The sequence below is a fragment of the Streptomyces sp. NPDC002265 genome, from assembly GCF_040296125.1.
Taxonomy (GTDB): Bacteria; Actinomycetota; Actinomycetes; order Streptomycetales; family Streptomycetaceae; genus Streptomyces.
The window spans coordinates 1-26,152 of the sequence record NZ_JBEOWS010000103.1; the positions used below are offsets into that span (position 1 = coordinate 1).

The 26,152-nt window shown below is 68.3% G+C and carries 23 protein-coding genes; 12 read left to right on the forward strand and 11 right to left on the reverse strand.

Features of this window, described 5'->3' with window-relative positions; all coding sequences use genetic code 11:
• A partial coding sequence (locus ABT085_RS19610; RefSeq protein WP_351609064.1) for a transglycosylase domain-containing protein occupies positions 1 to 2,056 on the reverse strand: 2,056 nt, incomplete at its 3' end.
• Positions 2,057 to 2,430: 374 nt separating this feature from the next.
• Here ABT085_RS19610 and ABT085_RS19615 point away from each other — a divergent pair.
• The 4 genes from ABT085_RS19615 (at position 2,431) to ABT085_RS19630 (ending at position 6,221) form a co-directional block, all read left to right on the forward strand.
• Entirely contained in the window at positions 2,431 to 3,114 is a 684-nt protein-coding gene (locus ABT085_RS19615; RefSeq protein WP_351609067.1) for a PadR family transcriptional regulator, read from the forward strand.
• A 43-nt stretch (positions 3,115 to 3,157) separates the two neighbouring features.
• The gene (locus tag ABT085_RS19620) at positions 3,158 to 4,240 is read left to right on the forward strand and encodes an inositol-3-phosphate synthase (RefSeq protein ID WP_351609070.1); all 1,083 of its coding nucleotides are present in this window, start codon (positions 3,158 to 3,160) and stop codon (positions 4,238 to 4,240) included.
• Between the two features lie 122 nt (positions 4,241 to 4,362).
• On the forward strand, positions 4,363 to 5,625 hold the full coding sequence (locus ABT085_RS19625; protein WP_351609073.1) for an MFS transporter: 1,263 nt from the start codon (positions 4,363 to 4,365) through the stop codon (positions 5,623 to 5,625).
• Positions 5,626 to 5,705: 80 nt separating this feature from the next.
• Positions 5,706 to 6,221, forward strand: coding sequence for an LppU/SCO3897 family protein (locus ABT085_RS19630; protein ID WP_351609076.1), 516 nt, complete (start codon positions 5,706 to 5,708; stop codon positions 6,219 to 6,221).
• A gap of 137 nt (positions 6,222 to 6,358) precedes the next feature.
• Here the strand turns inward: ABT085_RS19630 and ABT085_RS19635 are convergent, their stop codons facing one another.
• Positions 6,359 to 7,801 carry a CCA tRNA nucleotidyltransferase gene (locus ABT085_RS19635; protein WP_351609079.1) on the reverse strand — a complete coding sequence of 481 codons (1,443 nt, stop codon included), beginning with the start codon at positions 7,799 to 7,801 and terminating at the stop codon, positions 6,359 to 6,361.
• Positions 7,802 to 8,061: 260 nt separating this feature from the next.
• Here ABT085_RS19635 and ABT085_RS19640 point away from each other — a divergent pair, with 260 nt between their 5' ends.
• From ABT085_RS19640 to trxA, 7 genes are all read left to right on the forward strand, one after another.
• A complete protein-coding gene (locus tag ABT085_RS19640) occupies positions 8,062 to 10,467 on the forward strand; it encodes a DUF6049 family protein (RefSeq protein WP_351609082.1) in 2,406 nt (801 codons plus the stop codon).
• A gap of 45 nt (positions 10,468 to 10,512) precedes the next feature.
• Positions 10,513 to 12,750, forward strand: a complete 2,238-nt coding sequence (gene murJ, locus ABT085_RS19645; protein ID WP_351609085.1) for a murein biosynthesis integral membrane protein MurJ — start codon at positions 10,513 to 10,515, stop codon at positions 12,748 to 12,750.
• A gap of 118 nt (positions 12,751 to 12,868) precedes the next feature.
• Positions 12,869 to 14,587, forward strand: a complete 1,719-nt coding sequence (locus tag ABT085_RS19650; RefSeq protein ID WP_351609088.1) for a protein kinase family protein — start codon at positions 12,869 to 12,871, stop codon at positions 14,585 to 14,587.
• Between the two features lie 28 nt (positions 14,588 to 14,615).
• Entirely contained in the window at positions 14,616 to 15,341 is a 726-nt protein-coding gene (gene sigM, locus ABT085_RS19655) for an RNA polymerase sigma factor SigM (protein WP_351609091.1), read from the forward strand.
• Positions 15,338 to 16,249 (forward strand): anti-sigma factor family protein, encoded by a 912-nt coding sequence (locus ABT085_RS19660; RefSeq protein ID WP_351609093.1) that lies wholly within the window; start codon positions 15,338 to 15,340, stop codon positions 16,247 to 16,249. Before sigM ends, ABT085_RS19660 begins: the two co-directional genes overlap by 4 nt.
• Positions 16,250 to 16,428: 179 nt before the next feature.
• A complete protein-coding gene (gene trxB, locus ABT085_RS19665; RefSeq protein ID WP_351609096.1) occupies positions 16,429 to 17,397 on the forward strand; it encodes a thioredoxin-disulfide reductase in 969 nt (322 codons plus the stop codon).
• A gap of 39 nt (positions 17,398 to 17,436) precedes the next feature.
• The gene (gene trxA, locus ABT085_RS19670) at positions 17,437 to 17,769 is read left to right on the forward strand and encodes a thioredoxin (RefSeq protein ID WP_162468644.1); all 333 of its coding nucleotides are present in this window, start codon (positions 17,437 to 17,439) and stop codon (positions 17,767 to 17,769) included.
• A 92-nt stretch (positions 17,770 to 17,861) separates the two neighbouring features.
• Here the strand turns inward: trxA and ABT085_RS19675 are convergent, their stop codons facing one another.
• From ABT085_RS19675 to rpmH, 9 genes are all read right to left on the reverse strand, one after another.
• Positions 17,862 to 18,479 (reverse strand): GNAT family N-acetyltransferase, encoded by a 618-nt coding sequence (locus tag ABT085_RS19675; RefSeq protein ID WP_351609100.1) that lies wholly within the window; start codon positions 18,477 to 18,479, stop codon positions 17,862 to 17,864.
• Positions 18,480 to 18,811: 332 nt separating this feature from the next.
• The gene (locus ABT085_RS19680) at positions 18,812 to 19,924 is read right to left on the reverse strand and encodes a ParB/RepB/Spo0J family partition protein (protein WP_351609103.1); all 1,113 of its coding nucleotides are present in this window, start codon (positions 19,922 to 19,924) and stop codon (positions 18,812 to 18,814) included.
• Positions 19,921 to 20,994, reverse strand: a complete 1,074-nt coding sequence (locus ABT085_RS19685; RefSeq protein ID WP_351609106.1) for a ParA family protein — start codon at positions 20,992 to 20,994, stop codon at positions 19,921 to 19,923. The genes ABT085_RS19680 and ABT085_RS19685 overlap by 4 nt, the downstream gene beginning before the upstream one ends.
• Before the next feature lie 332 nt (positions 20,995 to 21,326).
• On the reverse strand, positions 21,327 to 22,043 hold the full coding sequence (gene rsmG, locus ABT085_RS19690) for a 16S rRNA (guanine(527)-N(7))-methyltransferase RsmG (protein WP_351609109.1): 717 nt from the start codon (positions 22,041 to 22,043) through the stop codon (positions 21,327 to 21,329).
• Positions 22,044 to 22,162: 119 nt separating this feature from the next.
• Positions 22,163 to 22,675 (reverse strand): Jag family protein, encoded by a 513-nt coding sequence (locus tag ABT085_RS19695; protein WP_351609112.1) that lies wholly within the window; start codon positions 22,673 to 22,675, stop codon positions 22,163 to 22,165.
• Positions 22,676 to 22,690: 15 nt separating this feature from the next.
• Positions 22,691 to 23,977, reverse strand: coding sequence for a membrane protein insertase YidC (gene yidC / locus ABT085_RS19700; RefSeq protein ID WP_351609115.1), 1,287 nt, complete (start codon positions 23,975 to 23,977; stop codon positions 22,691 to 22,693).
• Between the two features lie 3 nt (positions 23,978 to 23,980).
• Positions 23,981 to 24,346: a membrane protein insertion efficiency factor YidD gene (gene yidD / locus ABT085_RS19705; RefSeq protein ID WP_351609118.1), complete on the reverse strand. Its 366-nt coding sequence runs from the start codon at positions 24,344 to 24,346 to the stop codon at positions 23,981 to 23,983.
• On the reverse strand, positions 24,343 to 24,714 hold the full coding sequence (gene rnpA, locus ABT085_RS19710) for a ribonuclease P protein component (RefSeq protein WP_351609121.1): 372 nt from the start codon (positions 24,712 to 24,714) through the stop codon (positions 24,343 to 24,345). The genes yidD and rnpA overlap by 4 nt, the downstream gene beginning before the upstream one ends.
• A 20-nt stretch (positions 24,715 to 24,734) precedes the next feature.
• Positions 24,735 to 24,872 (reverse strand): 50S ribosomal protein L34, encoded by a 138-nt coding sequence (rpmH, locus tag ABT085_RS19715; RefSeq protein ID WP_005482975.1) that lies wholly within the window; start codon positions 24,870 to 24,872, stop codon positions 24,735 to 24,737.
• A 378-nt stretch (positions 24,873 to 25,250) separates the two neighbouring features.
• Between rpmH and ABT085_RS19720 the strand changes: the two genes are divergently transcribed.
• On the forward strand, positions 25,251 to 26,152 hold a 902-nt coding region (locus ABT085_RS19720), incomplete at its 3' end, for a chromosomal replication initiator protein DnaA (RefSeq protein ID WP_502982757.1).

The window sequence follows — 26,152 nt, forward strand, 5'->3', positions numbered from 1 at the left end:
CGGCGACCGCCGGGGTGAAGGCCTCTTCGGACTTGACCTTGTGCGTGTAGACCGGGCCGTCCTTGCTGGTCACCGACTGGACGGAGTACGGGCTCCGCTGCTGGCCGCTGGCCGCGAAGGTGGCGTACGCGCCCGCCATCCGGATGGCGCTGGGGTCGGAGATGCCGATGGAGAAGGACGGGAAGCTGGTGCCGGTCAGGCTGGACTCCAGCAGACCCGCGTCCACGGCCGACTCCTTCACCTTGTCCAGGCCGACATCCATGCCGAGCTGGACGAAGGCGGAGTTGACCGACTCCCGCATCGCCTCACGAAGATCGATCTGGTACTTGGGCGCGGTGCCGTACGAGGCGTTGCCGTCGTTGGTCTGCAGCCACTCCTCGCCCTTCTCGTTCCTCCAGACCTCCCCGTTGTACTCCTTGATCTTGAGCTTGTTCTGGCCGCTGAACAGGCTCTTCGGAGAGGCGATGGTGCGCTCGTCCTGTGCCTGCGACGCCAGACCCTTGGGATCCTTGACGCCCCACTTCATCGCAGCGGCGAGCACGAACGGCTTGAACGTGGAGCCGACCTGGGCACCGGTGGTGTCGGCGTTGTCGGTGAAGTGCTTGGTCGCGTCCTCACCGCCGTAGATCGCCTTGATGGCACCGGTCGCCGGATCCACGGACGCCCCGCCGAACTGGACGTGGGTGTCGGTCTCCGGGCGCTCCTTGGGCTTGATGTTCGCCTTCTGGACCTTGGAGACGGCAGCTTCGAGTTCCTTGACCTTCTTCTTGTCGAAGGTCGTGCGGATCGTGTAGCCGCCCTGCGTCAGCTTCTTCTGAGTGATCCCGGTCTCGTCGCTGTGGGACACCAGGTAGCCGTTGGCAAGGTCGACGAGATAGCCGATCTGGCCGCCGAGCTGGGTGTTCGAGCGCGGATTCTTCCAGTCCGGCATCTTGGTGTACAGGGCCCTGACCTTGGGGTCCAGATGGCCGTACTCGACCATCTTGTCCAGGGTGTCCTGCATCTGGCGCACGGCTCGCGCGCTGTTCGCCTCCGGAGTGGCGGTCGTGTCGTAGGTCGTTCCGCCGGCAGGGTCGTAGTACGTGGCGCCCTTGAGCATCGCCGCCAGGAAGGCACACTCGCCCGGGTTCAGCTTGATGGCGTCCTTGTTGAAGTACGCACGGGCTGCGGCCTGGATTCCGTAGGCATTACGACCGTAGTAGGCGGAGTTCAGGTAGCCCGCCATGATGTCGTCCTTCTTGACCGTGGCGCCCACCTTTATGGAGATGAAGATCTCCTTGAACTTGCGCGTGACGGTCTGCGACTGGTCGTCGAGGCGCGCGTTCTTCACGTACTGCTGGGTGATGGTGGATCCACCCTGCGTCTGACCGCCGCTCGCCATGTTCAGCACGGCGCGGGCGATGCCCTTGGGGTCGATGCCGCTGTCGGTGTAGAAGGTCTTGTTCTCCTGCGAGATCACGGCGTACTGCATCGCCTTGGGGATCTGCGACAGGTTGATGATCTGGCGGTTGGTCTCACCGCCCGTGGCGACCATCTGTGAGCCGTCGGACCAGTAGTAGACGTTGTTCTGGGCCGTCGCGGTGTCCGCGACGTTCGGCACGCTCACCATGGCGTACCCGACGCCCGCGACGACCACCAAGCTGCCCACGAAGCCGATGCACAGGCCGGAGACAAGCTTCCAGGACGGCATCCAACGGCGCCATCCGTCCTTGCCGAAGCGCGGATAGTCGATGAGGCGTTTCCTGCCGGGCGCGGTCGCACGCCCCCTGCCTCGTCCAGGACCGCCGGGGCCGCCTTGGCGACCTCCGGGGCCGTTGTCGGCCGCTCTGCGGCGGCCTCCACCTCTCTGCGCCGCGCGTCGGGCCTCGGCACGGCTTCCGTACGACGACTCGGCGTCGTCCGGCTCATAGGAATCCGACCCGTACGAATCGGACAGAGACCCGGTGGCGCCTCGCGGTGCCGCGCGGCGACCGGAGGACGGACCGGACTGGCCACGTCGGGTCGCGGCACGTCCGCCTCCCTGCGGCTGCGGCGGTTTGCGACGGTGCTCGCTCATCGAACGATTACTCCTCGGGCAGGCGCACCCTTGCGCGCCTGGAAACGGCGGCTGGTTTCCGGTCCCCCCGAAGTACGGATGTGGTCGGTCTTGCATTCACCCGTACTGCACCGAGGACGAGGACGTCCCCAGGCGTCACTCGGTTCCCGGTGGTGTGCATGGCGCACAGACTACGCACCGCCAAAACCCGCCGAGCTCCGAAGTTCACCCCAAATCAGGCAACTTGCACACAACGAATCTGCGATGTGATCCCGTTCACCATCTCTCCCCTTGTCCCAGAAGGAAGGCCGTTCTATCGTGCTGATGTATCGAGTCGATACATCAGCACGACATAGAGACCGTCACGGCCCGTCCGCGGCAGAGAGGAGGCGACGATGAGCCGGCGTTCCGGGATCCTCGAGTTCGCCGTACTCGGCCTGCTCCGCGAATCCCCGATGCACGGCTATGAGCTGCGCAAACGACTCAATACGTCACTCGGTGTGTTCCGGGCGTTCAGCTACGGGACGCTGTACCCATGTCTCAAGACGCTGGTCACCAACGGCTGGTTGATCGAAGAGACGGGCCATGCGCCCGAGGACGCCCTCGCCGCCTCCCTCGCGGGGCGCCGCGCCAAGATCGTCTACCGGCTGACGGCAGAGGGTAAGGAGCACTTCGAGGAACTGCTCTCGCAGACCGGCCCCGACGCGTACGAGGACGAACACTTCGCCGCTCGCTTCGCCTTCTTCGGGCAGACGTCACGCGATGTACGCATGCGCGTACTGGAGGGTCGCCGCAGCCGGCTGGAGGAACGCCTCGAGAAGATGCGCGCCTCCCTGGCGCGCACCCGGGAGCGCCTCGACGACTACACGCTTGAGCTCCAGCGCCACGGAATGGAGTCCGTGGAGCGCGAAGTGCGCTGGCTGAACGAGCTCATCGAAAGTGAGCGGGCCGGACGGGACCTCCAAGGTTCCGCCTCTGGGGGACCCGCTCAGCAGGACAACACATCTGGAGCGACGGGCGTCCTGCCCCGGCCGGGGGTCGACCCCCGGCCGGATACGCCCGACGACACCGCCACGTGAGTCCCATTCAGGGCCTCACTCGTACACACAGGGAGCAACCGGAATGGGTTCGGTTCGCGTAGCCATCGTCGGCGTGGGCAACTGCGCTGCATCGCTGGTGCAGGGCGTCGAGTACTACAAGGACGCCGACCCGGCGTCCAAGGTCCCGGGCCTGATGCACGTGCAGTTCGGCGACTACCACGTCGGTGACGTCGAGTTCGTCGCCGCCTTCGACGTCGACGCCAAGAAGGTCGGCCTCGACCTCTCCGACGCCATCGGCGCCAGCGAGAACAACACCATCAAGATCTGCGACGTCCCGAACAAGGGCGTCACGGTCCAGCGCGGTCACACCCTGGACGGTCTCGGCAAGTACTACCGCCAGACCATCGAGGAGTCCGCCGAGGCCCCGGTCGACATCGTCCAGGTCCTCAAGGACCAGCAGGTCGACGTTCTCGTCTGCTACCTGCCCGTCGGTTCCGAGGACGCGGCGAAGTTCTACGCCCAGTGCGCCATCGACGCCAAGGTCGCCTTCGTCAACGCCCTCCCGGTCTTCATCGCCGGCACCAAGGAGTGGGCGGACAAGTTCACCGAGGCGGGCGTCCCGATCGTCGGCGACGACATCAAGTCGCAGGTCGGCGCGACCATCACCCACCGTGTGATGGCGAAGCTGTTCGAGGACCGCGGTGTCCGTCTTGAGCGCACCATGCAGCTCAACGTCGGCGGCAACATGGACTTCAAGAACATGCTGGAGCGCGACCGCCTCGAGTCGAAGAAGATCTCGAAGACCCAGGCCGTCACCTCGCAGATCCCCGACCGCGACCTGGGCGAGAAGAACGTCCACATCGGTCCGTCGGACTACGTGGCCTGGCTGGACGACCGCAAGTGGGCGTACGTCCGCCTCGAGGGTCGTGCCTTCGGCGACGTTCCCCTGAACCTGGAGTACAAGCTCGAGGTCTGGGACTCCCCGAACTCGGCCGGTGTCATCATCGACGCCCTGCGCGCTGCCAAGATCGCCAAGGACCGGGGCATCGGTGGCCCGATCCTGTCGGCGTCCTCGTACTTCATGAAGTCCCCGCCGGTCCAGTACTTCGACGACGAGGCCTTCGCCAACGTCGAGAAGTTCATCAAGGGCGAGGTCGAGCGCTAAGACCGCGCGCCGAGCGTCGGCCAGGCACCACGCCACGACGCTGACACTGCTCCTGCCAGGGCGGTTGAGGGTCCCCGGGTTCCATGACCCGGGGACCCTCCGCATATGTGAGGCTGTGCCCCATGTCCGTCGTCCGCGATCTGCGCGTACTGCTGCGCTTCGGGAACTTCCGGCGCCTGCTGGGCGTCAGGTTGCTCTCCCAGGGGGCCGACGGCGTCTTCCAAGTGGGTCTCGCCGCCTACGTCGTCTTCTCACCGGAGAAGCAGACCTCCGCCTCCGCGATAGCCTCCGCGATGGCGGTGCTCCTGCTGCCGTACTCCCTGGTGGGCCCCTTCGCCGGTGTCCTGCTGGACCGCTGGCGCCGACGCCAGGTCCTTCTGTACGGCAATCTGCTGCGCACCCTGCTGGCCACGGTGACGGCGGCTCTGATGGTCGGCCGTGTCCCGGACTGGCTCTTCTACGTCTCCGCCCTGTGCGTCACCGCCGTCAACCGCTTCGTCCTGGCGGGACTGTCCGCCGCGCTGCCCCGAGTGGTGGACGCCGAACGTCTGGTGATGGCCAACTCTCTCTCCCCGACCGCCGGAACGCTGGCCGCGACCGCGGGCGGCGGCCTTGCCTTCGCCGTCCGGCTGGTGGCCTCCGGCTCCGATGCCGCCGTGGTGCTGCTGGGCGCCACGCTGTATCTGAGCGCGGCCCTGTCGTCGCTGCGGATGCCACCCCATCTGCTGGGCCCCGACCTCGCGCTGGTGCACCCCAGACTGACGACAGCGCTGAGCGGTACCACCCGCGGGCTCGCGGCCGGTGTACGGCATCTCGCCGAACCGCGCAGGAGGGAGGCCGCCTGGGCGCTGGCCTCGATGACGCTGATGCGGTTCTGCTACGGCGCCCTGACCGTCATGGTCCTGATGCTCTGCCGCTACGCCTGGTCGTCCGACCCGGACGAGGGACTTGCCCTGCTGGGCCTCGCGGTGGGCGTCTCGGGAGCGGGTTTCTTCGCGGCGGCCGCGGTGACACCTTCGGCGGTGGGCCGGCTCGGGCCGGGCCGTTGGATCGTCGCCTGCTCGGCGGCCGCTGCCGCGCTGGAACTCGCCCTGTTCCTGTCCTTCACCGAAGCCGGCCTGTTCGTCGCCGCGTTCGTCCTGGGCCTCGTCACCCAGGGGGCCAAGATCGCCACGGACACGGTCGTGCAGTCCTCGGTCGACGACGGCTTCCGCGGCCGGGTCTTCTCCTTGTACGACGTCCTCTTCAACGTCGCCTTCGTCGGTGCCGCCGCGGTGGCCGCCCTGATGCTCCCCGCGGACGGCCGCTCGGTGGCACTGGTGGTGTTCGTGGCCGCGCTCTACGGCATGGTTGCTCTGGCTATGGCCCGCTTTGAGCATCGATAAGTGTCACATCAAAGCCACAGAGTCCCCTCGGGAAAGCAAAGTGACCATTGGGGCCCGGTAACTTACCTGGGTCTTACTTCATGTTCAGAACACCCATGCTCCAGGGGGACTTCACCGTGACAACTCCGCCGCCGGGCCAGAACCCGTACGCCCAGACGCCTCCCCCGCCCGCGGGGCAGCAGCCCGTCCCGCCGCAGGGGGCTCCCTACGCTCCGTTCCCCAACCAGGGTGGCGCTCCGCTTCCCCCTCCGCCCGCTCCGGCCAAGCGCGCCGGCAAGAAGGTCCTGCGCATAGTCGGCGCGATCGCCGTCTTCGTCATCATCGGTCTCATCAAGTTCGGCATCGGCTTCTGGGCCAGCGAGACCGACGCCGAGACCACCTCGGTGGGCGCCTGCATGCACAACGACGGCACGGACAACAACGCGGACCTCAACGAGGTCGACTGCTCCTCCAGCGACGCCCAGTACAAGGTCGTCAAGAAGTTCGACGACACCAGTGACGACAAGAAGTGCGCGGCCGTCACGGAGGCGACGATCTCCTACATCCAGTCCGGCGGCGGCCACGACGTCGTTCTCTGCCTGAGCGAAGTCAAGTAAGGCACTCGGGGGGCAAAAGACAGGGGCGGTGTTTCACGTGAAACACCGCCCCTGTCTCATGCGGAACGGGGGCATGTTTCACGTGAAACATGCCCCCGTTCCGCACACCGTCAGCTCTGCCGACGCTCCGCGCGCCGTCAGCCCTGCTCGGCCCACCACTCCTTGAGCGCCGCCACCGCCGCGTCGAACTCCAACGGCCCGTGCTCCAGCCGAAGCTCCAGGAGATGCTTGTACGCCTGCCCGACGGCCGGACCGGGACCCACGCCCAGAATCTCCATGATCTGATTGCCGTCGAGGTCGGGCCGGATGGAGTCCAGCTCCTCCTGCTCCTTCAGCTGGACGATCCGCTCCTCCAGGCCGTCATAGGCCCGCGACAGCGCAGCCGCCCGGCGCTTGTTCCGCGTGGTGCAGTCCGAGCGGGTCAGCTTGTGCAGGCGATCGAGCAGGGGGCCGGCGTCCCGGACATAGCGGCGGACAGCCGAGTCCGTCCACTCCCCGGTGCCGTAGCCGTGGAAGCGCAGATGGAGTTCAACCAGCCGTGAGACGTCCTTCACCAGCTCGTTGGAGTACTTGAGCGCGGTCATGCGCTTCTTGGTCATCTTCGCCCCGACCACTTCGTGGTGGTGGAACGAGACCCGGCCGTCCGTCTCGAAGCGCCGCGTACGCGGTTTGCCGATGTCGTGCAGCAGCGCGGCCAGCCGGAGGGTGAGGTCGGGACCGTCCGTCTCCAGCGCGATCGCCTGCTCCAGGACGATCAGGGTGTGCTCGTAGACATCCTTGTGCCGGTGGTGCTCGTCGCTCTCCAGACGCAGCGCGGGAAGCTCGGGAAGCACATGATCGGCCAGGCCCGTGTCGACGAGCAGGCTCAGCCCCTTGCGCGGGTGTGCGGACAGGATCAGCTTGTTCAGCTCGTCCCGCACCCGCTCCGCGGAGACGATCTCGATCCGGCCGGCCATCTCCTTCATCGCGGCGACGACCTCGGGGGCGACCTCGAAGTCGAGCTGGGCCGCGAAACGCGCGGCCCGCATCATCCGCAGCGGGTCGTCGGAGAAGGAGTCCTGCGGAGTGCCCGGGGTGCGCAGCACGCGGGCCGCGAGGTCCGCACGGCCACCGTGCGGATCGATGAACTCCTTCGCCGGCAGCGCCACGGCCATCGCGTTCACCGTGAAGTCGCGGCGGACGAGATCCTCCTCGATGGAGTCGCCGTAGGAGACCTCGGGCTTGCGCGAGGTCCGGTCGTACGCCTCGGAGCGGTAGGTGGTCACCTCGATCTGGTAGCCGTCCTTCTGGGCCCCGACCGTGCCGAACGCGATCCCGACCTCCCACAGGGCGTCCGCCCAGGGCCGGACGATCTTCAGTACGTCCTCGGGACGGGCGTCGGTCGTGAAGTCCAGATCGTTGCCGAGCCTGCCGAGCAGCGCGTCCCGGACCGACCCGCCGACCAGGGCGAGGGAGAACCCGGCCTCCTGGAAACGGTGGGCGAGCTCGTCGGCGACAGGAGCGACCCGCAGCAGTTCACTGACCGCGTGGCGCTGCCCCTGGCTCAGGGCACTGGAGGTGTCTTCGTTGGCGTTCGGCACAACAGAAGAGGGTACGTGGCCGGGGCGACCGGGGGCGTCCGCATTAATCACGCACAGACATCCCAGCCGATACGCTCGCAGAGTGCGCCTTTGTGAACCTAGATCGAAGGTTCTCTTCATATCGGCAGATAGGGGTCCGGTGCACCGGCGATCCCCGATCTTGTAGTGCAGTCCGCGGCACTTCCCCTCAGCGCACATCGTTACCATGCGTGGACGCACATTCCAACGACCACTGACGACGACGAGGGACGGGCGAGCGCGTGGCCGAGGCGGCAGACTTCCAGGGGACGAGTCCCTCACCTGCCCGCCGGTTGCTGCGGCGCACCGGAGCACTGCTCGCCGGGGCACCGCTGCTGGCCGGTCTGCTCCAGCTGCCCGCTGCCGCCTCCGCGCAGGCGGCGGGCCAGGACTCCGCCCGGGAGGCCTCCGGCTCCCGCACCGTGTCCGTCTCCGTCGACACGCTCACCCCGTCCGTGCCGACCGACGGGGACACCGTGACCGTCTCCGGCACGGTGACGAACAACGGCAAGCAGGCGGTCAGCGACGCCCATGTGGGCCTGCGGGTCGGTTCCGTGCTGACCACCCGCTCGGCGATCGACAGCACCGCCGACCGCACCGGTTACTCCGGCGCGGACGGCGAAGAGGTCGGCGGCTCGTACGTGCAGGAGTTCCCCGAGCTCGCTCCGGGGGTCGCGCAGCACTTCAGCATCTCCGTACCGGTCGACAAGCTGGACCTCGGCAAGGACGGCATCTACCCGCTCGGTGTCTCCCTCTCCGGGCAGACGGCCGCACAGCCGTGGGAGCAGGTGCTGGGCATCCAGCGGACGTTCCTGCCGTGGCAGCCGGACGAGGCGGACACGAAGACGAAGACGACGGTGCTCTGGCCGCTGATCTCGACCGTCCACATGACGGCGGAGACCGGCTCGAACGAGCAGCAAACGCCCGTGTTCCTCAACGACGACCTGGCCCAGGAGATCTCCCCGGGCGGCCGTCTCGACCAGTTGCTGTCCCTGGGCAAGAGCCTGGACGTCACCTGGGTGATCGACCCGGACCTGCTCGCCTCCGTCGACGCCATGACCCGCAGCTACAAGGTGCGAGGCCCCGAGGACACCACCACAGCGGGCACCCACCAGGCGATCGCCAAGGCATGGCTGGCCGAACTCCAGAAGGCGGTGGTGGACAAGGACGTCGTCGCCCTGCCCTTCGCCGACCCCGACCTTGCGGCTCTCGCCCACAACGGCACGAGCGTCACCGGCTCGCTCAGCCACCTCAAGGCGGCCTCCGACGTGGTCGCCAACACGGTGGAGCCGATTCTCCATGTGACGCCGAACACAGACTTCGCCTGGCCCGTCGACGGTGCCGTCGACCCGTCGATCGTCAAGGTCGCCACCTCCGCGGGCGCCGACAAGGTGATCGCGCGCAGCGACAGCCTGGTGGAGACCAGCGGTCTGTCCTACACCCCCTCAGCCGCCCGCCCCCTCGGCGGCGGCACCACCGCGGTGGTCGCGGACTCGAGGCTGTCCAAGGCGTTCCAGGGCGACCTGACGAAGGCCTCGGACTCCACGCTCGCCGTGCAGCGGTTCCTGGCCCAGAGCCTCGCGCTCAACCTCCAGACCGACAAACAGCGCAGCATCGTCGTGGCACCGCAGCGCATGCCGTCCGGCAGCCAGGCGCAGGCGATGGCCGCGGCCCTGGGCGCCCTGCAGAGCGGGAACTGGTCCCAGTCGCAGGAGCTCACGGCGGCCGCCAAGGCCAAGCCGGACCCGGGCGCCACCACCAAGATCCCCTCGGTGTCGAAGTACCCCTCCTCGCTGCGCAGGAAGGAACTGCCGCGGTCGGCCTTCGCGCAGATCGCCGCCACACAGGACACGCTCGACAACTTCCAGGTGATCCTCTCCGACAGGTCCCGTGTGGTGACCCCGTTCGGCCGGGCGCTGAACCGCGAGATGTCCACGTCGTGGCGTGGCCGGCCGGTCGAGGCCAGCACGTTCCGCCAGGACGTCGAGGCCTACCTCGACACCCTCACCGCCCAGGTCAAGCTGATCGACAAGTCCGACACCAAACTCTCCGGGCGCAGCGCCACGATCCCCGTGACCGTGCAGAACAACCTGGTGCAGGGCGTCGACCATCTGGTGCTTCGGCTCACCTCGACCAACTCGACCCGGCTCAAGATCGGCGGCAAGCCCTACTCCGAGCAGCCCATCGCGGTCTCCGGCGGGCACAGCCAGACGGTGAAGTTCCCCACGTCCGCCAACGTCAACGGCCAGACGACGGTGATCGCCCAGCTGTACACGCAGGACGGCCAGGAGTACGGCGCACCGGTGACCTTCGACGTGAAGGTCACCGAGATCACCGCGACGGTGATGCTGGTCATCGGCGGTGGCGTCCTGCTTCTGGTCCTGGCCGGGTTCCGCATGTACACCCAGCGCAAGCGCGCGGCGGCCCGGGAGGGCCAGGAGAACGGCCCCGACGAGGACGACGGGAATGACGAGGCCGGCGAACCGGCCGAAGGCCCGCTGAACACCGAGGGGCCCCGCAGCCGTCTTGAGGAAGAGTCCGGCAGCCGGTCCGGGGCAGAAGACCCGGAGCAGCAGAGTGACCCGACACCGGACACCGCAGCGGAAAGCACAGACCCGTCCGGCACGGGTGAGAGAGTGGACCGTTGAGGATGTCGTGGCCGGTGGGCCCGGGACGATGAGGTGGGGCAATCCATGAACGCGCCGTACGACGGTGACCGCGGCCAGGCCGCGGGCGGCTCGGGCCACCCCGAGGGTCCGCCGCCCGAGCATGGCCAGGTGCCGCCGCAGCACCCGGCGGACATGTACCTCCAGGACGCCTACGACCAGGACCCCTACCGGGCACAGGACCTCTCCGCCCAGGACCCGGTCGCCGAGGCGCTCTACGACCGTGCCGCGCACCCTCCGCCGCCGCCGGGCACGTACGAGCCGCAGCAGCCGCTGTACGGCCGGCCGCAGCAGTCGCCGTACGCCCCGGACCCGCGGGTCTGGGCCCAGACCCCCGCGCCGGAGCCGGCCGGTCCGACCCAGTACCTGCCGTTCGGCGAGGACCCCCGTACCACCCAGTTCGTGGGCGTCGACGACCTGGTGACCCAGGCCGGTGAGGAGCGTCACGAGACGGACGCCTTCGCCCACCTCTTCCAGGACCAGCAACAGGGCTCCGTACGTCCGCAGGCGGACGCCATGGCCATGCCCGGGCCCGCCACCCCCACGGTGGCGGCTCAGGGGCCCGTGGGGCCCCACCACGCGCCGCCGGCTCCCGCGGCCGAGTCTGCCGCGCCGGCTCCCGCCGCGAAGAAGGGCGGGCGGGCCTCGGGCCTGCTGAAGTCGAGCGCCGTCATGGCCGCGGGCACCATGGTCTCCCGCCTCACCGGCTTCGTCCGCTCCGCGCTGATCGTCTCCGCCCTCGGTCTCGGCCTCCTCGGCGACTCCTTCCAGGTCGCCTACCAGCTGCCGACGATGATCTACATCCTGACCGTCGGCGGTGGCCTCAACTCGGTCTTCGTCCCGCAGCTCGTGCGGGCGATGAAGGAGGACGAGGACGGCGGCGAGGCTTTCGCCAACCGGCTGCTGACCCTGGTGATGGTGGCACTCGGCGCGCTCACCGCGCTGGCGATGTTCGCCGCACCGCTCCTGGTCCGCATGCTCTCGATCCCGGTCGCCAACGACCCCGCGGCCAACGACGTCGCCGTCACCTTCACCCGTTACTTCCTGCCCTCGATCTTCTTCATGGGCGTGCACGTGGTGATGGGGCAGATCCTCAACGCACGCGGCCGGTTCGGCGCGATGATGTGGACCCCGGTCCTGAACAACATCGTCATCATCGTGACCCTCGGCATGTTCATCTGGGTCTACGGCACCGCGGGCAGCTCCGGGATGACGGCGGGCAACATCCCGCCGGAGGGCCAGCGACTGCTCGGCATCGGTGTCCTGCTCGGCCTCGTCGTCCAGGCCCTCGCGATGATCCCGTATCTGCGGGAGACCGGCTTCCGGCTGCGGCTGCGCTTCGACTGGAAGGGCCACGGCCTCGGCAAGGCCGCGATGCTCGCCAAGTGGACGGTGCTGTTCGTCCTCGCCAACCAGGCGGGCGCCATGGTCGTCACGCAGCTGTCCACCGCCGCCGGCAAGGACTCCGGCGTCGCGGGCACCGGCTTCGCCGCCTATGCCAACGCCCAGCTGATCTGGGGCCTGCCGCAGGCGATCATCACCGTCTCGCTGATGGCCGCGCTGCTGCCGCGGATCTCCCGCTCGGCGGCCGAGGGAGACGGCGGCGCCGTCCGCGACGACATCTCCCAGGGTCTGCGCACCACGGCCGTCGCGATCGTGCCCATCGCCTTCGGCTTCCTCGCCCTCGGTATCCCGATGTGCACGCTGATCTTCGGCTCCTCGGGCACCAGCGAGGCCACCAATATGGGCTTCATGCTGATGGCCTTCGGCCTCGGCCTGATCCCCTACTCCGTGCAGTACGTGGTCCTGCGCGCCTTCTACGCCTACGAAGACACCAGGACCCCCTTCTACAACACGGTCATCGTGGCCGCGGTCAACGCGGGTGCCTCGCTGCTGTGCTACTTCCTGGTTCCGGCGCGCTGGGCCGTGGTCGGCATGGCCGCCGCATACGGCCTCGCCTACGCGATCGGCGTAGGCATCGCCTGGCGCCGGCTGCGCAAGCGTCTGGGCGGCGACCTGGACGGCACGCGTGTGCTGCGCACCTACGCGCGGCTGTGCATCGCCTCGGTACCGGCCGCCCTCATGGCGGGGGCGGCCTGTTACGGCATCGCGCAGACGCTCGGCCAGGGCGCCGCGGGTTCCTTCGCCGCGCTGCTGGCCGGCGGTGTCGTTCTGCTCGGCGTCTTCTACCTGGCGGCCCGCCGCATGCGCATCGAGGAACTCAACTCCCTCGTCGGCATGGTGCGCGGGCGCCTGGGGCGCTGAGGTGGGGGTAGGCGCACAACCATCGTGCGCCATCGTGTGTCGTGCATAGCAGCGGACTGTGGGCACAATTGGATTCGACGTCGTAGGGCGCGCAATGGATGGGGAGGCAGGGACGACGGTGGCGGAACGAAGTACGGCTGCCGTCGACGTGGCAGGCAACGGCGGCGACAAGCCGCTGGCCGCGCAGGCGGACCAGTCCACGGCCGACGGGGAGGCCCAGAACCTGGAGCGGGACACGGACATCGACGAGGCACAGGGGAGTGGCGGGACCGAGAGTCCCGAGAAGGCCTCACCGCCCGAGCTGCACAGCGGCCACAAACTCGCCAGGCGCTATCGCCTCGAAGAGTGCGTCACCCGTCTGGACGGATTCAGCAGTTGGCGTGCGGTCGACGAGAAACTCCGTCGCGCCGTCGGCGTCCACATCCTGCCGGCGGACCATGCGCGGGCCCGGTCGGTACTGGCGGCCGCCCGTTCCTCCGCGCTGCTGGGTGATCCCCGGTTCGTGCAGGTGCTGGACGCCGTCGAGGAGGACGACCTCGTCTACGTCGTCCACGAGTGGCTGCCCGACGCGACCGAGCTGACGGCACTGCTGTCCGCCGGCCCGCTGGAGCCGCACGACGCCTACCAGATGGTCAGCCAGATCGCCGGGGCCATGGCCGCGGCCCATCGTGAGGGTCTCGCGCATCTGCGGCTGAACCCCAACGCGGTGCTGCGCACCTCCAGCGGCCAGTGGCGTATCCGTGGCCTCGCCGTGAACGCCGCGCTGCGCGGTATCAGTTCCGACACCCCGCAGCGCACCGACACCGAGGCCATCGGCGCCCTGCTGTACGCGGCCCTCACCCAGCGCTGGCCGTACGAGAACGACGCCTACGGCCTGTCCGGCCTGCCCAAGGACATCGGCCTCATCGCTCCCGACCAGGTGCGCGCCAACATCCACCGCGGCCTGTCCGAGCTCGCCATGCGCGCGCTCGCCAACGACGGTGCCACGGCCTCCCGTCACGAGGCCGCGTGCACGACGCCCGAAGAGCTGGTGAAGGCGATCGGCGAGATGCCCCGCGTCCGTCCGCCGGAGCTCGCGTTCTCCGGCCCGCCGGAGTATCAGCGCACGACCTACCAGCAGGGCACCTACGGGCGCCCTGCGGCGCATCCGGGGGTCACCCAGCAGCTGCCGCCGACCCCGCCGCCGCCGTTGCAGAGCCGCACCGGCAAGGTTCTGAAGTGGGCCGTCTCGGCGCTGCTGATCGCCGCGCTGGGCCTGGGCAGCTGGCAGTTGGCCGACGCCCTGATGGACCAGGGCAACTCGCCCGACGACACCACCCAGACGACGGACGACGGCGACAAGACCACCGAGTCGCCCAAGCCGGCCTCCAAGCCGATCGCCATCCAGGATGCGTCGGAGTACTACCCGGACGGTAAGCCCCAGCACGCCAACGAGGTGAAACTCACCTACGACGGCGACCCTTCCACCGTCTGGCGTTCGTACCGCTTCTCCGACGGGCCCGAGCTTGCGCCCTACAAGCAGGGCGTGGGCATCGTCTACGACCTCGGCTCCGCCCAGAACGTGTCGGCAGCCTCGATAGGACTGGACTACGGCGGCAACTACACGGCGGTGTCCCTGTATGCCACCGATTCGCTGTCGTCGTCGGCGCCGCTCAGCTCCATGACGAAGTTCGCCGAGGGCAAGACCTCGGGCACCGAACTGAAGATCACGGCCAAGAAGGCGGCGAAGACCCGGTACGTGCTCGTCTGGATGACTGCCATGCCCTATTCGGGCCAGAAGGGGTACAGCGGCCCCGGCTACAAGCAGGCCATCACCGATGTGAAGTTCACGGGCTGACGTCTCACCGAAGGGGGGAGGGGGTCCGATGGCAGATGGCAGCGCATACGGCGGCACAAGCGATCAGGACCTCCTCACCCGTCATACAGCGGGGGATCCGGACGCCTTCGGTGAGCTCGTACGGCGTCATCGCGACCGCCTCTGGGCGGTCGCGCTGCGTACCCTGGGCGACCGCGAGGAGGCCGCTGACGCCGTTCAGGACGCCCTCGTCTCCGCTTACCGGGCCGCCCACACCTTCCGCGGCCAGTCGGCTGTCACGACGTGGCTGCACCGCATCACGGTGAACGCCTGTCTCGACCGTGCCCGTAAGGCAGCCTCCCGCAAGACCTCGCCGGTCGACGACACCGAGCGCCTGGAACAGCTGCTGGAGCCGCACGAATCGGCCTCGGAACCCGCCGAGCGCAACGATCTGCACCGTGAGCTCCTGGAGGCCCTGGGGACGCTCCCGCCCGATCAGCGGGCCGCTCTCGTCCTGGTCGACATGCAGGGCTACCCCGTCGCCGAAGCCGCCCGTGTCCTCGACGTGCCGACCGGGACGGTGAAGAGCCGCTGCGCCCGGGGCAGAGCCAGACTCCTGCCGCTCCTCACTCACCTGCGGCCGGAAAAGGCCGGTGACGACAGCGCGGTGGGTCAGGGGCGGAACCGGACGGAGGGGACATCCGTCCCACCGGCAGCGGGATCGCACGACAAGGATTCCCGTGATCCAGGATCAAGCGACTCAGCTGCTGTGAAGGGCGGAGGTGGGCGAGCGTGACATCCACGACGGACATGGCCGGGCACCCGGACGTCGCGGAGATCTCCGACCTCACCGAAGGTCTGCTGTCACCGTCCCGCACCAGGCAGGTACGCCGGCATCTGAACATGTGCGAGCTCTGCGCGGATGTCCACGCCTCTTTGGAGGAGATCCGGGAACTGCTCGGGACGGCCTCCGGCCCGCCCCGCATGCCGGCCGAGATCGCGGGCCGTATCGACGCCGCTCTCGCCGCCGAAGCGCTCCTCAGCGCCACGGCACCCACCACCGCCGGCTCCGCGGCAGCGACGGCCTCTCCTCGGCCCGCTTCCCCCGTGGGGGACAGCACGCGTGTTTCACGTGAAACATCGGCCACCACGGACCGCCCCTCGGGCCATGCGCGCACCGCCTCGACCGGACCAGGACGCAAGAGCAGCCGAGCGCGCGGGCGCCGCAAGGTGGTCGTCCTGGGGGTGGCCTGCACGGCTGCCGTCCTGGCATTGGGTTCCGTGCTGCTGTCCTCCCTCTGGGCCTCGTCCGGGAACACGACCCGGGGGCATCAGTCCACGGCCGCGGACACCTTCTCCGAAGCAAAGCTCGAAGGCCAGGTCACCACACTCCTCGCTCAGAGCACAGGCAGCTCGGAAGCCCCGGACAACCTCGGCGCGGAGACTGCTCCGGGCACGGTGAAACCGAAGATCTTCCGCCAGCCCACGATCCCGCCCTGCATCCAGCAGGGCATCGGCCGCAACGATGCGGCGCTCGCGACCGAGCAGGGCATCTACCAGGGGACGGACGCCCTCCTCGTGGTGCTCCCCGACGCATCCGACAGCACCCGGGTCACCGTCTACATCGTGGACACGACCTGTGTGAGCCACCCGTCGGCCACCCCGGCCAAGGTGCTGCTCACCCACTCCTACACGCGCTCCTGAGCGCGCACACCGCGGCCCAGGCCTCTCTCGTTCCTCTGTGGTGTCCCGTTCGGTGACGCGTCCGGGTGTGCCCGGACACAGCGGGAATGCGCGCCCCTTAGGATCCGTTGGGTGGGGTGAGAGTCTCGACAGGGTCTCCACCGGCCGTACGACGCAGTCCAGAGACGAGGAATCAAGTCGTGAGCGACGTCCGTAACGTGATCATCATCGGTTCGGGGCCCGCCGGCTACACGGCGGCGCTGTACACCGCACGCGCGTCGCTGAAGCCGCTGGTGTTCGAGGGCGCCGTCACCGCGGGTGGCGCGCTGATGAACACCACCGAGGTGGAGAACTTCCCCGGCTTCCGCGACGGGATCATGGGCCCCGAGCTCATGGACAACATGCGCGCCCAGGCCGAGCGCTTCGGCGCCGAGCTGGTTCCGGACGATGTCGTCTCCGTCGACCTGACCGGTGACATCAAGACCGTCACGGACACCTCGGGCACGATCCACAAGGCCAAGGCCGTCATCGTCACCACCGGCTCGCAGCACCGCAAGCTCGGTCTGCCCAACGAGGACGCGCTCTCCGGCCGCGGCGTCTCCTGGTGCGCCACCTGTGACGGGTTCTTCTTCAAGGACCAGGACATCGCCGTGATCGGCGGCGGTGACACCGCGATGGAGGAGGCGACCTTCCTCTCCCGGTTCGCCAAGTCCGTGACGATCGTGCACCGCCGCGACACCCTGCGCGCCTCCAAGGCGATGCAGGAGCGTGCCTTCGCCGACCCGAAGATCAAGTTCGTCTGGGACAGCGAGGTCGCCGAGATTCACGGCGACCCGAAGCTGGCCGGTCTGAAGCTGCGCAACCTCAAGACCGGCGAGCTGTCCGACCTGGCGGTCACCGGGCTGTTCATCGCGATCGGCCACGACCCGCGTACCGAGCTGTTCAAGAGCCAGCTCGACCTCGACGACGAGGGCTACCTCAAGGTCGCCGCACCGTCCACGCGAACCAACGTGACGGGTGTCTTCGCCGCGGGTGACGTGGTCGACCACACCTACCGCCAGGCGATCACCGCCGCCGGTACCGGCTGCTCCGCCGCCCTCGACGCCGAGCGCTTCCTCGCCGCGCTGGCCGACGAAGAGCAGGCCGAGCCCGAGACGACCTCTGTCTGACCCCCATCCTCCCCACGCATAACCAGTAAGGAGCCCGCTGTGGCCGGCACTCTGAAGAACGTGACTGACGCCTCCTTCGACGAGGACGTCCTCAAGAGCGACAAGCCCGTCCTGGTGGACTTCTGGGCCGCCTGGTGCGGTCCCTGCCGCCAGATCGCGCCCTCGCTCGAGGCGATCGCCGCCGAGTACGGCGAGAAGATCGAGGTCGTCAAGCTCAACATCGACGAGAACCCGGACACGGCTGCCAAGTACGGCGTCATGTCGATCCCGACCCTGAACGTCTACCAGAACGGCGAGGTCGCCAAGACCATCGTCGGCGCGAAGCCGAAGGCCGCGATCGTCCGCGACCTTGAGGACTTCATCGCCGAGTGACGTTCGGAGCCGTCTAGCCGACGGCGCGTGTTTCACGTGAAACACGAATGGGCCAACCCGGAAGGGTTGGCCCATTCGCATATCAGCCCTCGCTACAGCGGCCGCAGTGCCGGCTCCTTCTGCACTGCTCCCAGCAAGCGGTCCAGCGCCATCTCGACGTCTTCCTTCCAGGAGAGCGTCGTCCGCAGCTCCAGACGCATCCGCGGATACGTGGGATGCGGGCGGACCGTCTTGAAGCCCACGGCGAGCAGATGGTCGGCCGGAAGCACGCAGGCCGGCTCTTTCCAGCGGGCGTCGCCGAAGGCCTCGATCGCCTTGAAGCCACGACGCAACAGATCTTTGGCGACCGTCTGCACCATCACCCGGCCCAGCCCTTGGCCCTGATAACCGGGCATGATGAAGGCGGTGATCAGCTGCACCGCGTCCGGCGAGACGGGGCTTGTGGGAAAGGCTGTGGAGCGCGGCACATAAGCAGGCGGCGCGTAGAGCACGAAGCCCACCGGCACATCGTCGACGTAGACGACCCGACCGCACGATCCCCAGTCCAGGAGAACCCCGGAGATCCAGGCTTCCTTCTCCAGGGCGGGCGTACCCGCCTTCAGCGCGGCTTCACCACTGACAGGGTCCAGCTCCCAGAAGACACACGAGCGACAGCGCTGGGGAAGGTCCTGAACGTTGTCCAGCGTGAGCGGTACGAGCCGACGCCCCATGAAGGCTGTTCCTCGCTTCCTTCGCCCGCGGCCTCGCGGGCGGCTGCCAGAGCGTTCCGTTCCCTGAGCAAGCTGCCGACGAACCCGGCTATCGCGCCCAGCCCGAGCGTCGCACTCACCAGTCCGGTCCGGCTCATCGTTCGCATGGCCCCGGCCTCCCCATCAGAGGTGCTGCCAAAGGTGGATGCGCCTTACCCCCTGGCATCGTATCCACGATGCGATTACGTCGATACCGCCTGAAAGCAAAGAGCAGGCCGTGTTCCGGCATACACCGGACACGGCCTGCTCTGACTGGCCGGACAGGCTCAACCGCCCTGCCGACCCAGGCGGCCTCAGTCCTCCGACTCGGCGGACTCGCTCGCCTGAAGGTCCTGCTGAAGGTCCTGCTGAAGGACCGGGCCCTCACCCGGAGCAAGCGAACCAAGGATCCGCTCCAGATCCTCCATGGAGGCGAACTCCACGGTGATCTTGCCCTTCTTCTGCCCCAGGTCGACCTTCACCCGGGTTTCGAAACGGTCCGAGAGACGAGTCGCGAGATCGGACAGTGCGGGAGACACCCGCCCTCCCGCCCGCGGGCTCCTGGACCGCTGCGCCGTCTGCGGCCGCGACCCCATGAGGGTCACGATCTCCTCGACGGCGCGCACCGAGAGACCCTCAGCCACGATCCGGTGAGCCAGACGGTCCTGCTCCTCCGAGTCGTCGACCGACAGCAGCGCCCGGGCGTGTCCGGCGGAGAGCACCCCGGCGGCCACGCGGCGCTGGACGGCCGGCGAAAGCTTGAGCAGACGCAGGGTGTTGGAGACCTGAGGGCGGGACCGGCCGATGCGGTCAGCCAGCTGGTCGTGGGTGCAGTTGAAGTCCTTCAGCAACTGGTCGTAGGCCGCAGCCTCTTCCAGCGGATTCAGCTGCGCTCGGTGCAGGTTCTCCAGGAGCGCGTCCAGGAGGAGCTTTTCGTCGTCCGTGGCCCGCACGATCGCCGGGATCGCCTCGAGCCCCGCCTCACGGCAGGCCCTCCAGCGCCGCTCGCCCATGATGAGCTCGTAGCGCGCGGGACCCAGCTGACGTACGACGACCGGCTGAAGGAGCCCGACCTCCTTGATGGAGGTGATCAGCTCCTGAAGGGCGTCCTCGTCGAACACCTCACGCGGCTGCCGGGGGTTCGGCGTGATGAAGTCCAGCGGGAGCTCGGCGAAGTGCGCACCCATCGGAGGCGCGGGGATCTCCGCGGCGCCGCTCAGCGGCAGATCATCGGTTTCACGTGAAACAGGCGCCAACGTGGTCACCTTGGCCGCAGCCACACCGCGGTCCGCGGTCAGCACCGGACCTGGTGCGGGAGCCGCGGAAGCGGCTCCCCCTATGGCAGGCGGAGCCGGCGTCATCTCCGTCGGCGCAGCAGGGATCAGCGCGCCTAGCCCACGGCCCAGCCCCCTCCGTCGCTCACTCACTGGATCCCCTCCACCATGCTCGGGTCGCTCTGAGCGCCGATGTGGGCGTGTGTCGCGTCATAGCGGACGCCCACACCCCTCAGCGCAATTTCTCGTGCCGCCTCAAGATAGGAGAGGGCACCGCTCGATCCTGGATCGTAGGTCAGCACCGTCTGCCCATAACTCGGCGCCTCGGAGATACGGACCGAGCGAGGAATGCTCGTCCGCAGCACCTCCTCACCGAAGTGGGTGCGCACCTCTTCGGCGACCTGGGACGCCAGACGCGTCCGGCCGTCGTACATGGTGAGCAGGATGGTCGACACGTGCAGGACGGGGTTGAGGTGCCCCCGTACCAGGTCGACGTTGCGCAGCAGCTGTCCCAGACCCTCCAGCGCGTAGTACTCGCACTGGATCGGGATGAGGACCTCCTGGCCCGCGACCATCGCGTTGACCGTCAGCAGACCGAGCGAGGGCGGGCAGTCGATGAGGATGTAGTCCAGCGGCTGCTCATAGGCCTGGATCGCCCGCTGGAGGCGGCTCTCTCGTGCCACCAGGGACACCAGCTCGATCTCGGCACCGGCGAGATCGATCGTGGCGGGGGCGCAGAAGAGACCCTCGACATCCGGGACGGGCTGGACGACCTCGGCCAGAGGCTTGCTGTCGACCAGGACGTCGTAGATGGACGGGACCTCTGCGTGATGGTCGATCCCCAGGGCGGTGGAAGCGTTGCCCTGCGGGTCGAGGTCGATCACGAGGACACGGCCACCGTGCAGGGCCAGGGAAGCGGCAAGGTTGACGGTGGTCGTCGTCTTGCCTACGCCACCCTTCTGGTTGGCCACGACCATGACACGGGTCTGGTGGGGCCGTGGCAGACCCTCGCCGGCGCGGCCGAGCGCCTCCACCGCCAATTGGGCAGCACGACCGATCGGTGTGTCGTCCATGGGGGGCGGTGTTTCACGTGAAACATCCTCCCCCATCGACTCGGTACGGGGACCGGGGACCGGATCGGTCATCGGTCCCGCGATGTTGGCGTCGGACCGCAAGGATTCACTCTCCTCGACTTCAAGCTCGCAATGAACAGAGCCTCCCATGTCTTCGGGGTCGTGAACCAGTGAGCCCTGGGGTTCTGTGGAGAAATCCACCTCTGTGGACAACTCCGTGCCCCCTACGAGGGAGATCTCGGCCCCGGAGGCAGGGGCCTCGCTGCGGGATCCAAGAGGCTTACGGTCGCGAGGTTGAGCCGCGGCGTGGCCTCGGCTGATGATTCCGTGCAGCAGGGAGCGACGTTTCACGTGAAACACGATGCACAGCGGTTGCGGCCAGGCCTTCGCGACACTCCGGGCTGCGTAGACGGGGAAGCTTGTGTGGAGTAGGTCTCACCCTCACGAAGGATCGGAGACACTCATCACACTGGACTTCAGTACTAGCGACGACGCCGCGTTCGGCTCGTCCGGGCGGCCTTCGCACGCTTCGCCGCGAACCGTACGCCGCCGGGGCTCTCCCCGACCTCGACCCGGACCACCGTGGACAGCGGGTCCACCACGCCCTCACCCACATGCAGGATGGACGTCTCCACGGCCCCGAGCTTGCTCAGCGCCGTCGCCGCGCTCTTGAGCTCCTCCTCCGCGGTGTCGCCCTTGAGCGCCAGCATCTCCCCGTACGGCCGCAGCAGCGGGACGCCCCAGGTGGCCAGCCGGTCCAGCGGCGCCACGGCCCGGGCCGTCACGACATGCACCGGTTGAACCTTGCCCATGACCTCTTCCGCGCGGCCACGGACCACGGTCACATGGTCGAGCCCCAGCAGTTCGACCACCTCGGTCAGGAAGTTCGTACGCCGCAGCAGAGGCTCCAGAAGGGTGATCTTCAGGTCCTCCCGTACCAGCGCCAGAGGGATACCGGGCAGACCCGCGCCCGAACCGACGTCGCACACCGTCACGCCCTCGGGCACGACCTCGGAAAGCACCGCACAGTTCAGCAGGTGCCTCTCCCACAGGCGGGGCACCTCCCGCGGGCCGATCAGCCCACGCTGGACTCCTGCCTCAGCCAGGAGCTCGGCGTACCGGACCGCATCCTCGAAGCGATCACCGAATACCTCACGCGCCTGTTCGGGCGCAGGGGGGAGCTCCGCTGCCTCCGTCACGGGGGACCGTCCTTCCGTACCGCATCGGCGCTTCGAGCGCCGACCACCAGAACCATCAGGCTGACAAAGATCGGCCCCGCCTGCGCAACAGACGGGGCCGGAGAGATGTACGTACCGAATCAGTTGGGCAGTACGACGACGAACCGCTGCGGCTCCTCGCCCTCGGACTCGCTGCGCAAGCCCGCTGCCTTGACCGCGTCGTGCACGACCTTGCGCTCGAACGGGGTCATCGCCTTCAGCTTCACCGGCTCACCGGTGCTCTTCGCCTCGGCCGCAGACTTGGCCCCGAGCTCGGAGAGCTCGGCACGCTTCTGCGCGCGGTAGCCGGCGATGTCCAGCATCAGCCGGCTGCGGTCCCCGGTCTCCCGGTGCACGGCCAGGCGGGTCAGTTCCTGAAGGGCCTCGAGCACCTCGCCGTCACGGCCGACCAGCTTCTGGAGATCCCGGCCGCCGGCGTCGCTGATGATCGAGACCGAGGCGCGGTCGGCCTCGACGTCCATGTCGATGTCGCCGTCGAGATCAGCGATGTCCAGCAGACCCTCGAGGTAGTCCGCGGCGATCTCACCCTCCTGCTCCAGGCGGGACAGGGTGTCTGCACCCTCGGCAGCGGCGGAGGTGGTGCCTTCCGTCACGGGATGGACTCCTTCTTACTTCTTGGACGGGGACTTGGGGCGCTGCGGACCCTTGCGCTGACCGGACTGGGCCCTGCTGCGGCTGTTGCCGGTACCGGGCTTCGCGGCGGGGTTCTTCGCGGCGGCAGCGGGCTTGGCGTCCTGCGGCTCGTCCTCGGACTTGCTCAGCGACGTCGTGGGCTGCTCGGTCTCGTCGCCGGCCGGCTTCGCCGTACCGGTCTGACGCTGCGCCTTGGTCTGGCGCTTGGGCTGCTGCCGCTTGGCCACGGGCGCGGGCGACACGCCGTCCTCGGTCTGGAGGGCGACCTGGCTCTCGGCCACGGTCACGTTGCCGTCGGCCTGCGCGGCGAGACCGGCCTTGCTCAGACCGTTGATGAACTTCCGCTCGAACTCGTTGCGGTCGCGGCCCTTGGACACGATGGCCTTGACGATGGCCTTCTCACGGCGGTTGCGGGTCTTGCCGTGGTTCGTGACGTGCTTGTGCAGGCGCTCCAGGTACGCGGCCTGGGCCTTCGAACCCGGGGTCGGGTTGTTGTGGATGACGTACATCTGCTGGCCCATGGTCCACACGTTGGTGGTCAGCCAGTAGACGAGGACACCGACCGGGAAGTTGATGCCGAAGACGGCGAACATGACCGGGAAGACGTACATCAGCATCTTCTGCTGCTGCATGAACGGCGTCTTGACCGTCGTGTCGACGTTCTTGGTCATCAGCTGGCGCTGCGTGTAGAACTGCGAGGCCGACATCAGAACGATCATGATCGCGGTGACGACCCGGACGTTGGTGATGTCGGCGCCGAGCTGGGAGACCGCAGCCGCGCTGTCGGTGAACTTCGCAGCGAGCGGAGCACCGAAGATGTGGGCCTTACGGGCGCTGGCGAGCAGCTGCTCGTCGATCACACCGATCGTCGTGCCGGTCGCGATGCCGTTGAGCACGTGGTACAGCGCGAAGAAGAACGGAGACTGCGCCAGGATGGGAAGGCACGAGGAGAGCGGGTTGGTACCCGTCTCCTTGTACAGCTTCATCATCTCTTCGGACTGGCGCTGCTTGTCGTTCTTGTAGCGCTCCTGGATCTTCTTCATCTCGGGCTGCAGCGTCTGCATGGCCCGGGTCGCCTTGATCTGCTTCACGAAGAGCGGGATCAGGCAGATGCGGATCAGGATCACCAGGGACACGATGGACAGGCCCCAGGCCCAGCCCGTGTCGGGGCCGAAGACCTTCCCGTACACCGAGTGGAACTGGACGATGACCCAGGAAACGGGTGTCGTGATGAAGCTGAAGAGGCTGGCAATCGTGTCCACTAATCATGCTCCTTGGACATGGGACGGGGTCTCTGCGGCCGGGCTCGAGGGGTGGTCGGACATCCCCTGTCCCTCGGTGGCCGGTTCGGCGGCGGAGGTCCCGCCCTTGCGTGCGCGCCATGCGTTGCGCAGCAGTTCGTGCCACCGCGGACGCTTGCGCGGCGGAACATGGTCCACGCCACCGAGCGACCACGGGTTGCACCGCAGAATGCGCCAGGCGGTGAGTGCCGTTCCCTTGATCGCGCCGTGCCGGTCGATGGCCGTATAGCCGTAGTGGGAGCACGACGGGTAGTACTTGCAGACCGGCCCCAGCAAAGGGCTGATCGTCCACTGGTACAGCTTGATCAGAGCCAGCAGCGGGTACTTCATCGCGCGCCCCCTCCCAGCAGCCGCTGAACTGCGGCGTCCAGGTCTCGGGCCAGCTGTGCATGGTCGGCGTCGCCCGCTCCGGGCAGCGCTCGTACGACTACCAGGCTACCGGGGGGAAACAGGGCGACTCGGTCACGCATCAGATGGCGCAGTCTGCGCTTCACTGTGTTGCGCACGACCGCGCCACCCACGGCCTTGCTCACGACGAAACCCGCACGCGTCCGGGGAGCGCTCTCCCCAGGCGCGTGCGGGTCCGTGACACCGCTACGAAGGTGGACGACGAGGAGCGGGCGTCCAGCCCGACGACCCCGTCGTACCGCGGCCGCGAAGTCCTCGCGCCGCCTCAGCCGATGCTCGGTAGGCAGCACGACGTCACGACCTGTTGAAATCAGGCGGACAGGCTGGCGCGACCCTTGCTGCGGCGGTTCGCCAGGATCGCGCGGCCGGCACGGGTGCGCATCCGCAGGCGGAAGCCGTGGGTCTTGGCGCGACGACGGTTGTTCGGCTGGAAGGTGCGCTTGCTCACTCGGGGGCTCCAGAAATCAATCAGTAGTTGCGGGGTGCCGTCCTGGCTGTCACCGTGCGCCCACGAGTAGCTCGCGTTACGCCCGAGTGCACCGCTTCCCGATCACCGAAACGCGATCTGTGCCCATCGGAGGCAGGCGGCAGCAGCCATCGACAACTCGACCTGGTTACGGTACGCGGGGCTACGCCATCCGGTCAAACCGGGGCTCACTGAGGGACACTATCCACAGGCTGGGGACAACAACTTGAACCACACCCGCTGCCCTGACTACCGTGGCTGAACTCCGATTCGTTCCCTTGACCCCTGCCCCACCCGATTTGAAATCCCGATCCGTCCCGCAAGCGCACCCGCGTGGGACCCCGTGAGAGAGCGTGCCCTGTGGCTGACGTACCTGCCGATCTTGCCGCAGTGTGGCCACGCGTACTCGAACAACTTCTCGGCGAGGGCCGCGGACAGGGCGTCGAGGTCAAGGACGAACACTGGATCCGGCGCTGCCAGCCGCTCGCGCTGGTGGCCGACACGGCCCTGCTCGCCGTACCGAACGAGTTCGCCAAGAACGTACTCGAAGGACGCCTCGCCCCCATCGTCAGCGAGAGCCTGAGCCGCGAGTGCGGCCGCCCCATCCGGATCGCGATCACCGTCGACGACTCCGCGGGCGAGCCCCCGGCCCCGCCTGCACCCCCCGCTCCGTCGCCCTCGCGCTACGAGGACGCCGAGTCCCCCTCCGGCCAGTACGAGGGGGGATACGGCCGCCACCGCGCCGAGCCGTCCGCACCCGCACAGGGCGACCAGCGTTCGCACCAGCGCGGCGAGCAGATGCCCACCGCCCGCCCGGCCTACCCGTCCGAGTACCAGCGCCCCGAGCCCGGCGCCTGGCCGCGCCCGGCGCAGGACGAGTACAGCTGGCACCAGCAGCGCCTCGGCTTCCCGGAACGCGACCCGTACGCCTCGCCGTCGCGTGACGCCTACGGCTCACCGCAGGACTCGTACGGCTCCACGGGGCCGGACGCCTACGGCTCGTCCTCCCAGGACTCCTACGGCTCCAAGGGCCCGGACTCCTACGGCCCGCCGTCGGACTACCGCCCGCAGCCCATGGACCGGCCGCCCTACGACCAGCAGCGCTCCGACTACGAGTCGTCACGCGCGGACTACGACCAGCGCGAGCCCGCCCGCCGCGACCTGCCCGAGCCGCCCGCCGGCTCCGGACAGCCGCACCGCGGCGGCCCGGCCGCCGGCGGGCCGCCCCCTGCCGGCTTGCCCGGCCCCCCGGCGGCGACGCC

Coding starts and splice junctions, on each gene's coding strand:
- ABT085_RS19615 (WP_351609067.1), top strand. CDS start 2,431: ATGAGCCGGCGTTCCGGGATCCTCGAGTTCGCCGTACTCGGCCTGCTC.
- sigM (WP_351609091.1), top strand. CDS start 14,616: ATGGCAGATGGCAGCGCATACGGCGGCACAAGCGATCAGGACCTCCTC.
- ABT085_RS19630 (WP_351609076.1), top strand. CDS start 5,706: ATGTTCAGAACACCCATGCTCCAGGGGGACTTCACCGTGACAACTCCG.
- yidD (WP_351609118.1), bottom strand. CDS start 24,346: ATGAAGTACCCGCTGCTGGCTCTGATCAAGCTGTACCAGTGGACGATC.
- ABT085_RS19675 (WP_351609100.1), bottom strand. CDS start 18,479: ATGGGGCGTCGGCTCGTACCGCTCACGCTGGACAACGTTCAGGACCTT.
- ABT085_RS19685 (WP_351609106.1), bottom strand. CDS start 20,994: ATGGGAGGCTCTGTTCATTGCGAGCTTGAAGTCGAGGAGAGTGAATCC.
- murJ (WP_351609085.1), top strand. CDS start 10,513: ATGAACGCGCCGTACGACGGTGACCGCGGCCAGGCCGCGGGCGGCTCG.
- ABT085_RS19625 (WP_351609073.1), top strand. CDS start 4,363: ATGTCCGTCGTCCGCGATCTGCGCGTACTGCTGCGCTTCGGGAACTTC.
- ABT085_RS19620 (WP_351609070.1), top strand. CDS start 3,158: ATGGGTTCGGTTCGCGTAGCCATCGTCGGCGTGGGCAACTGCGCTGCA.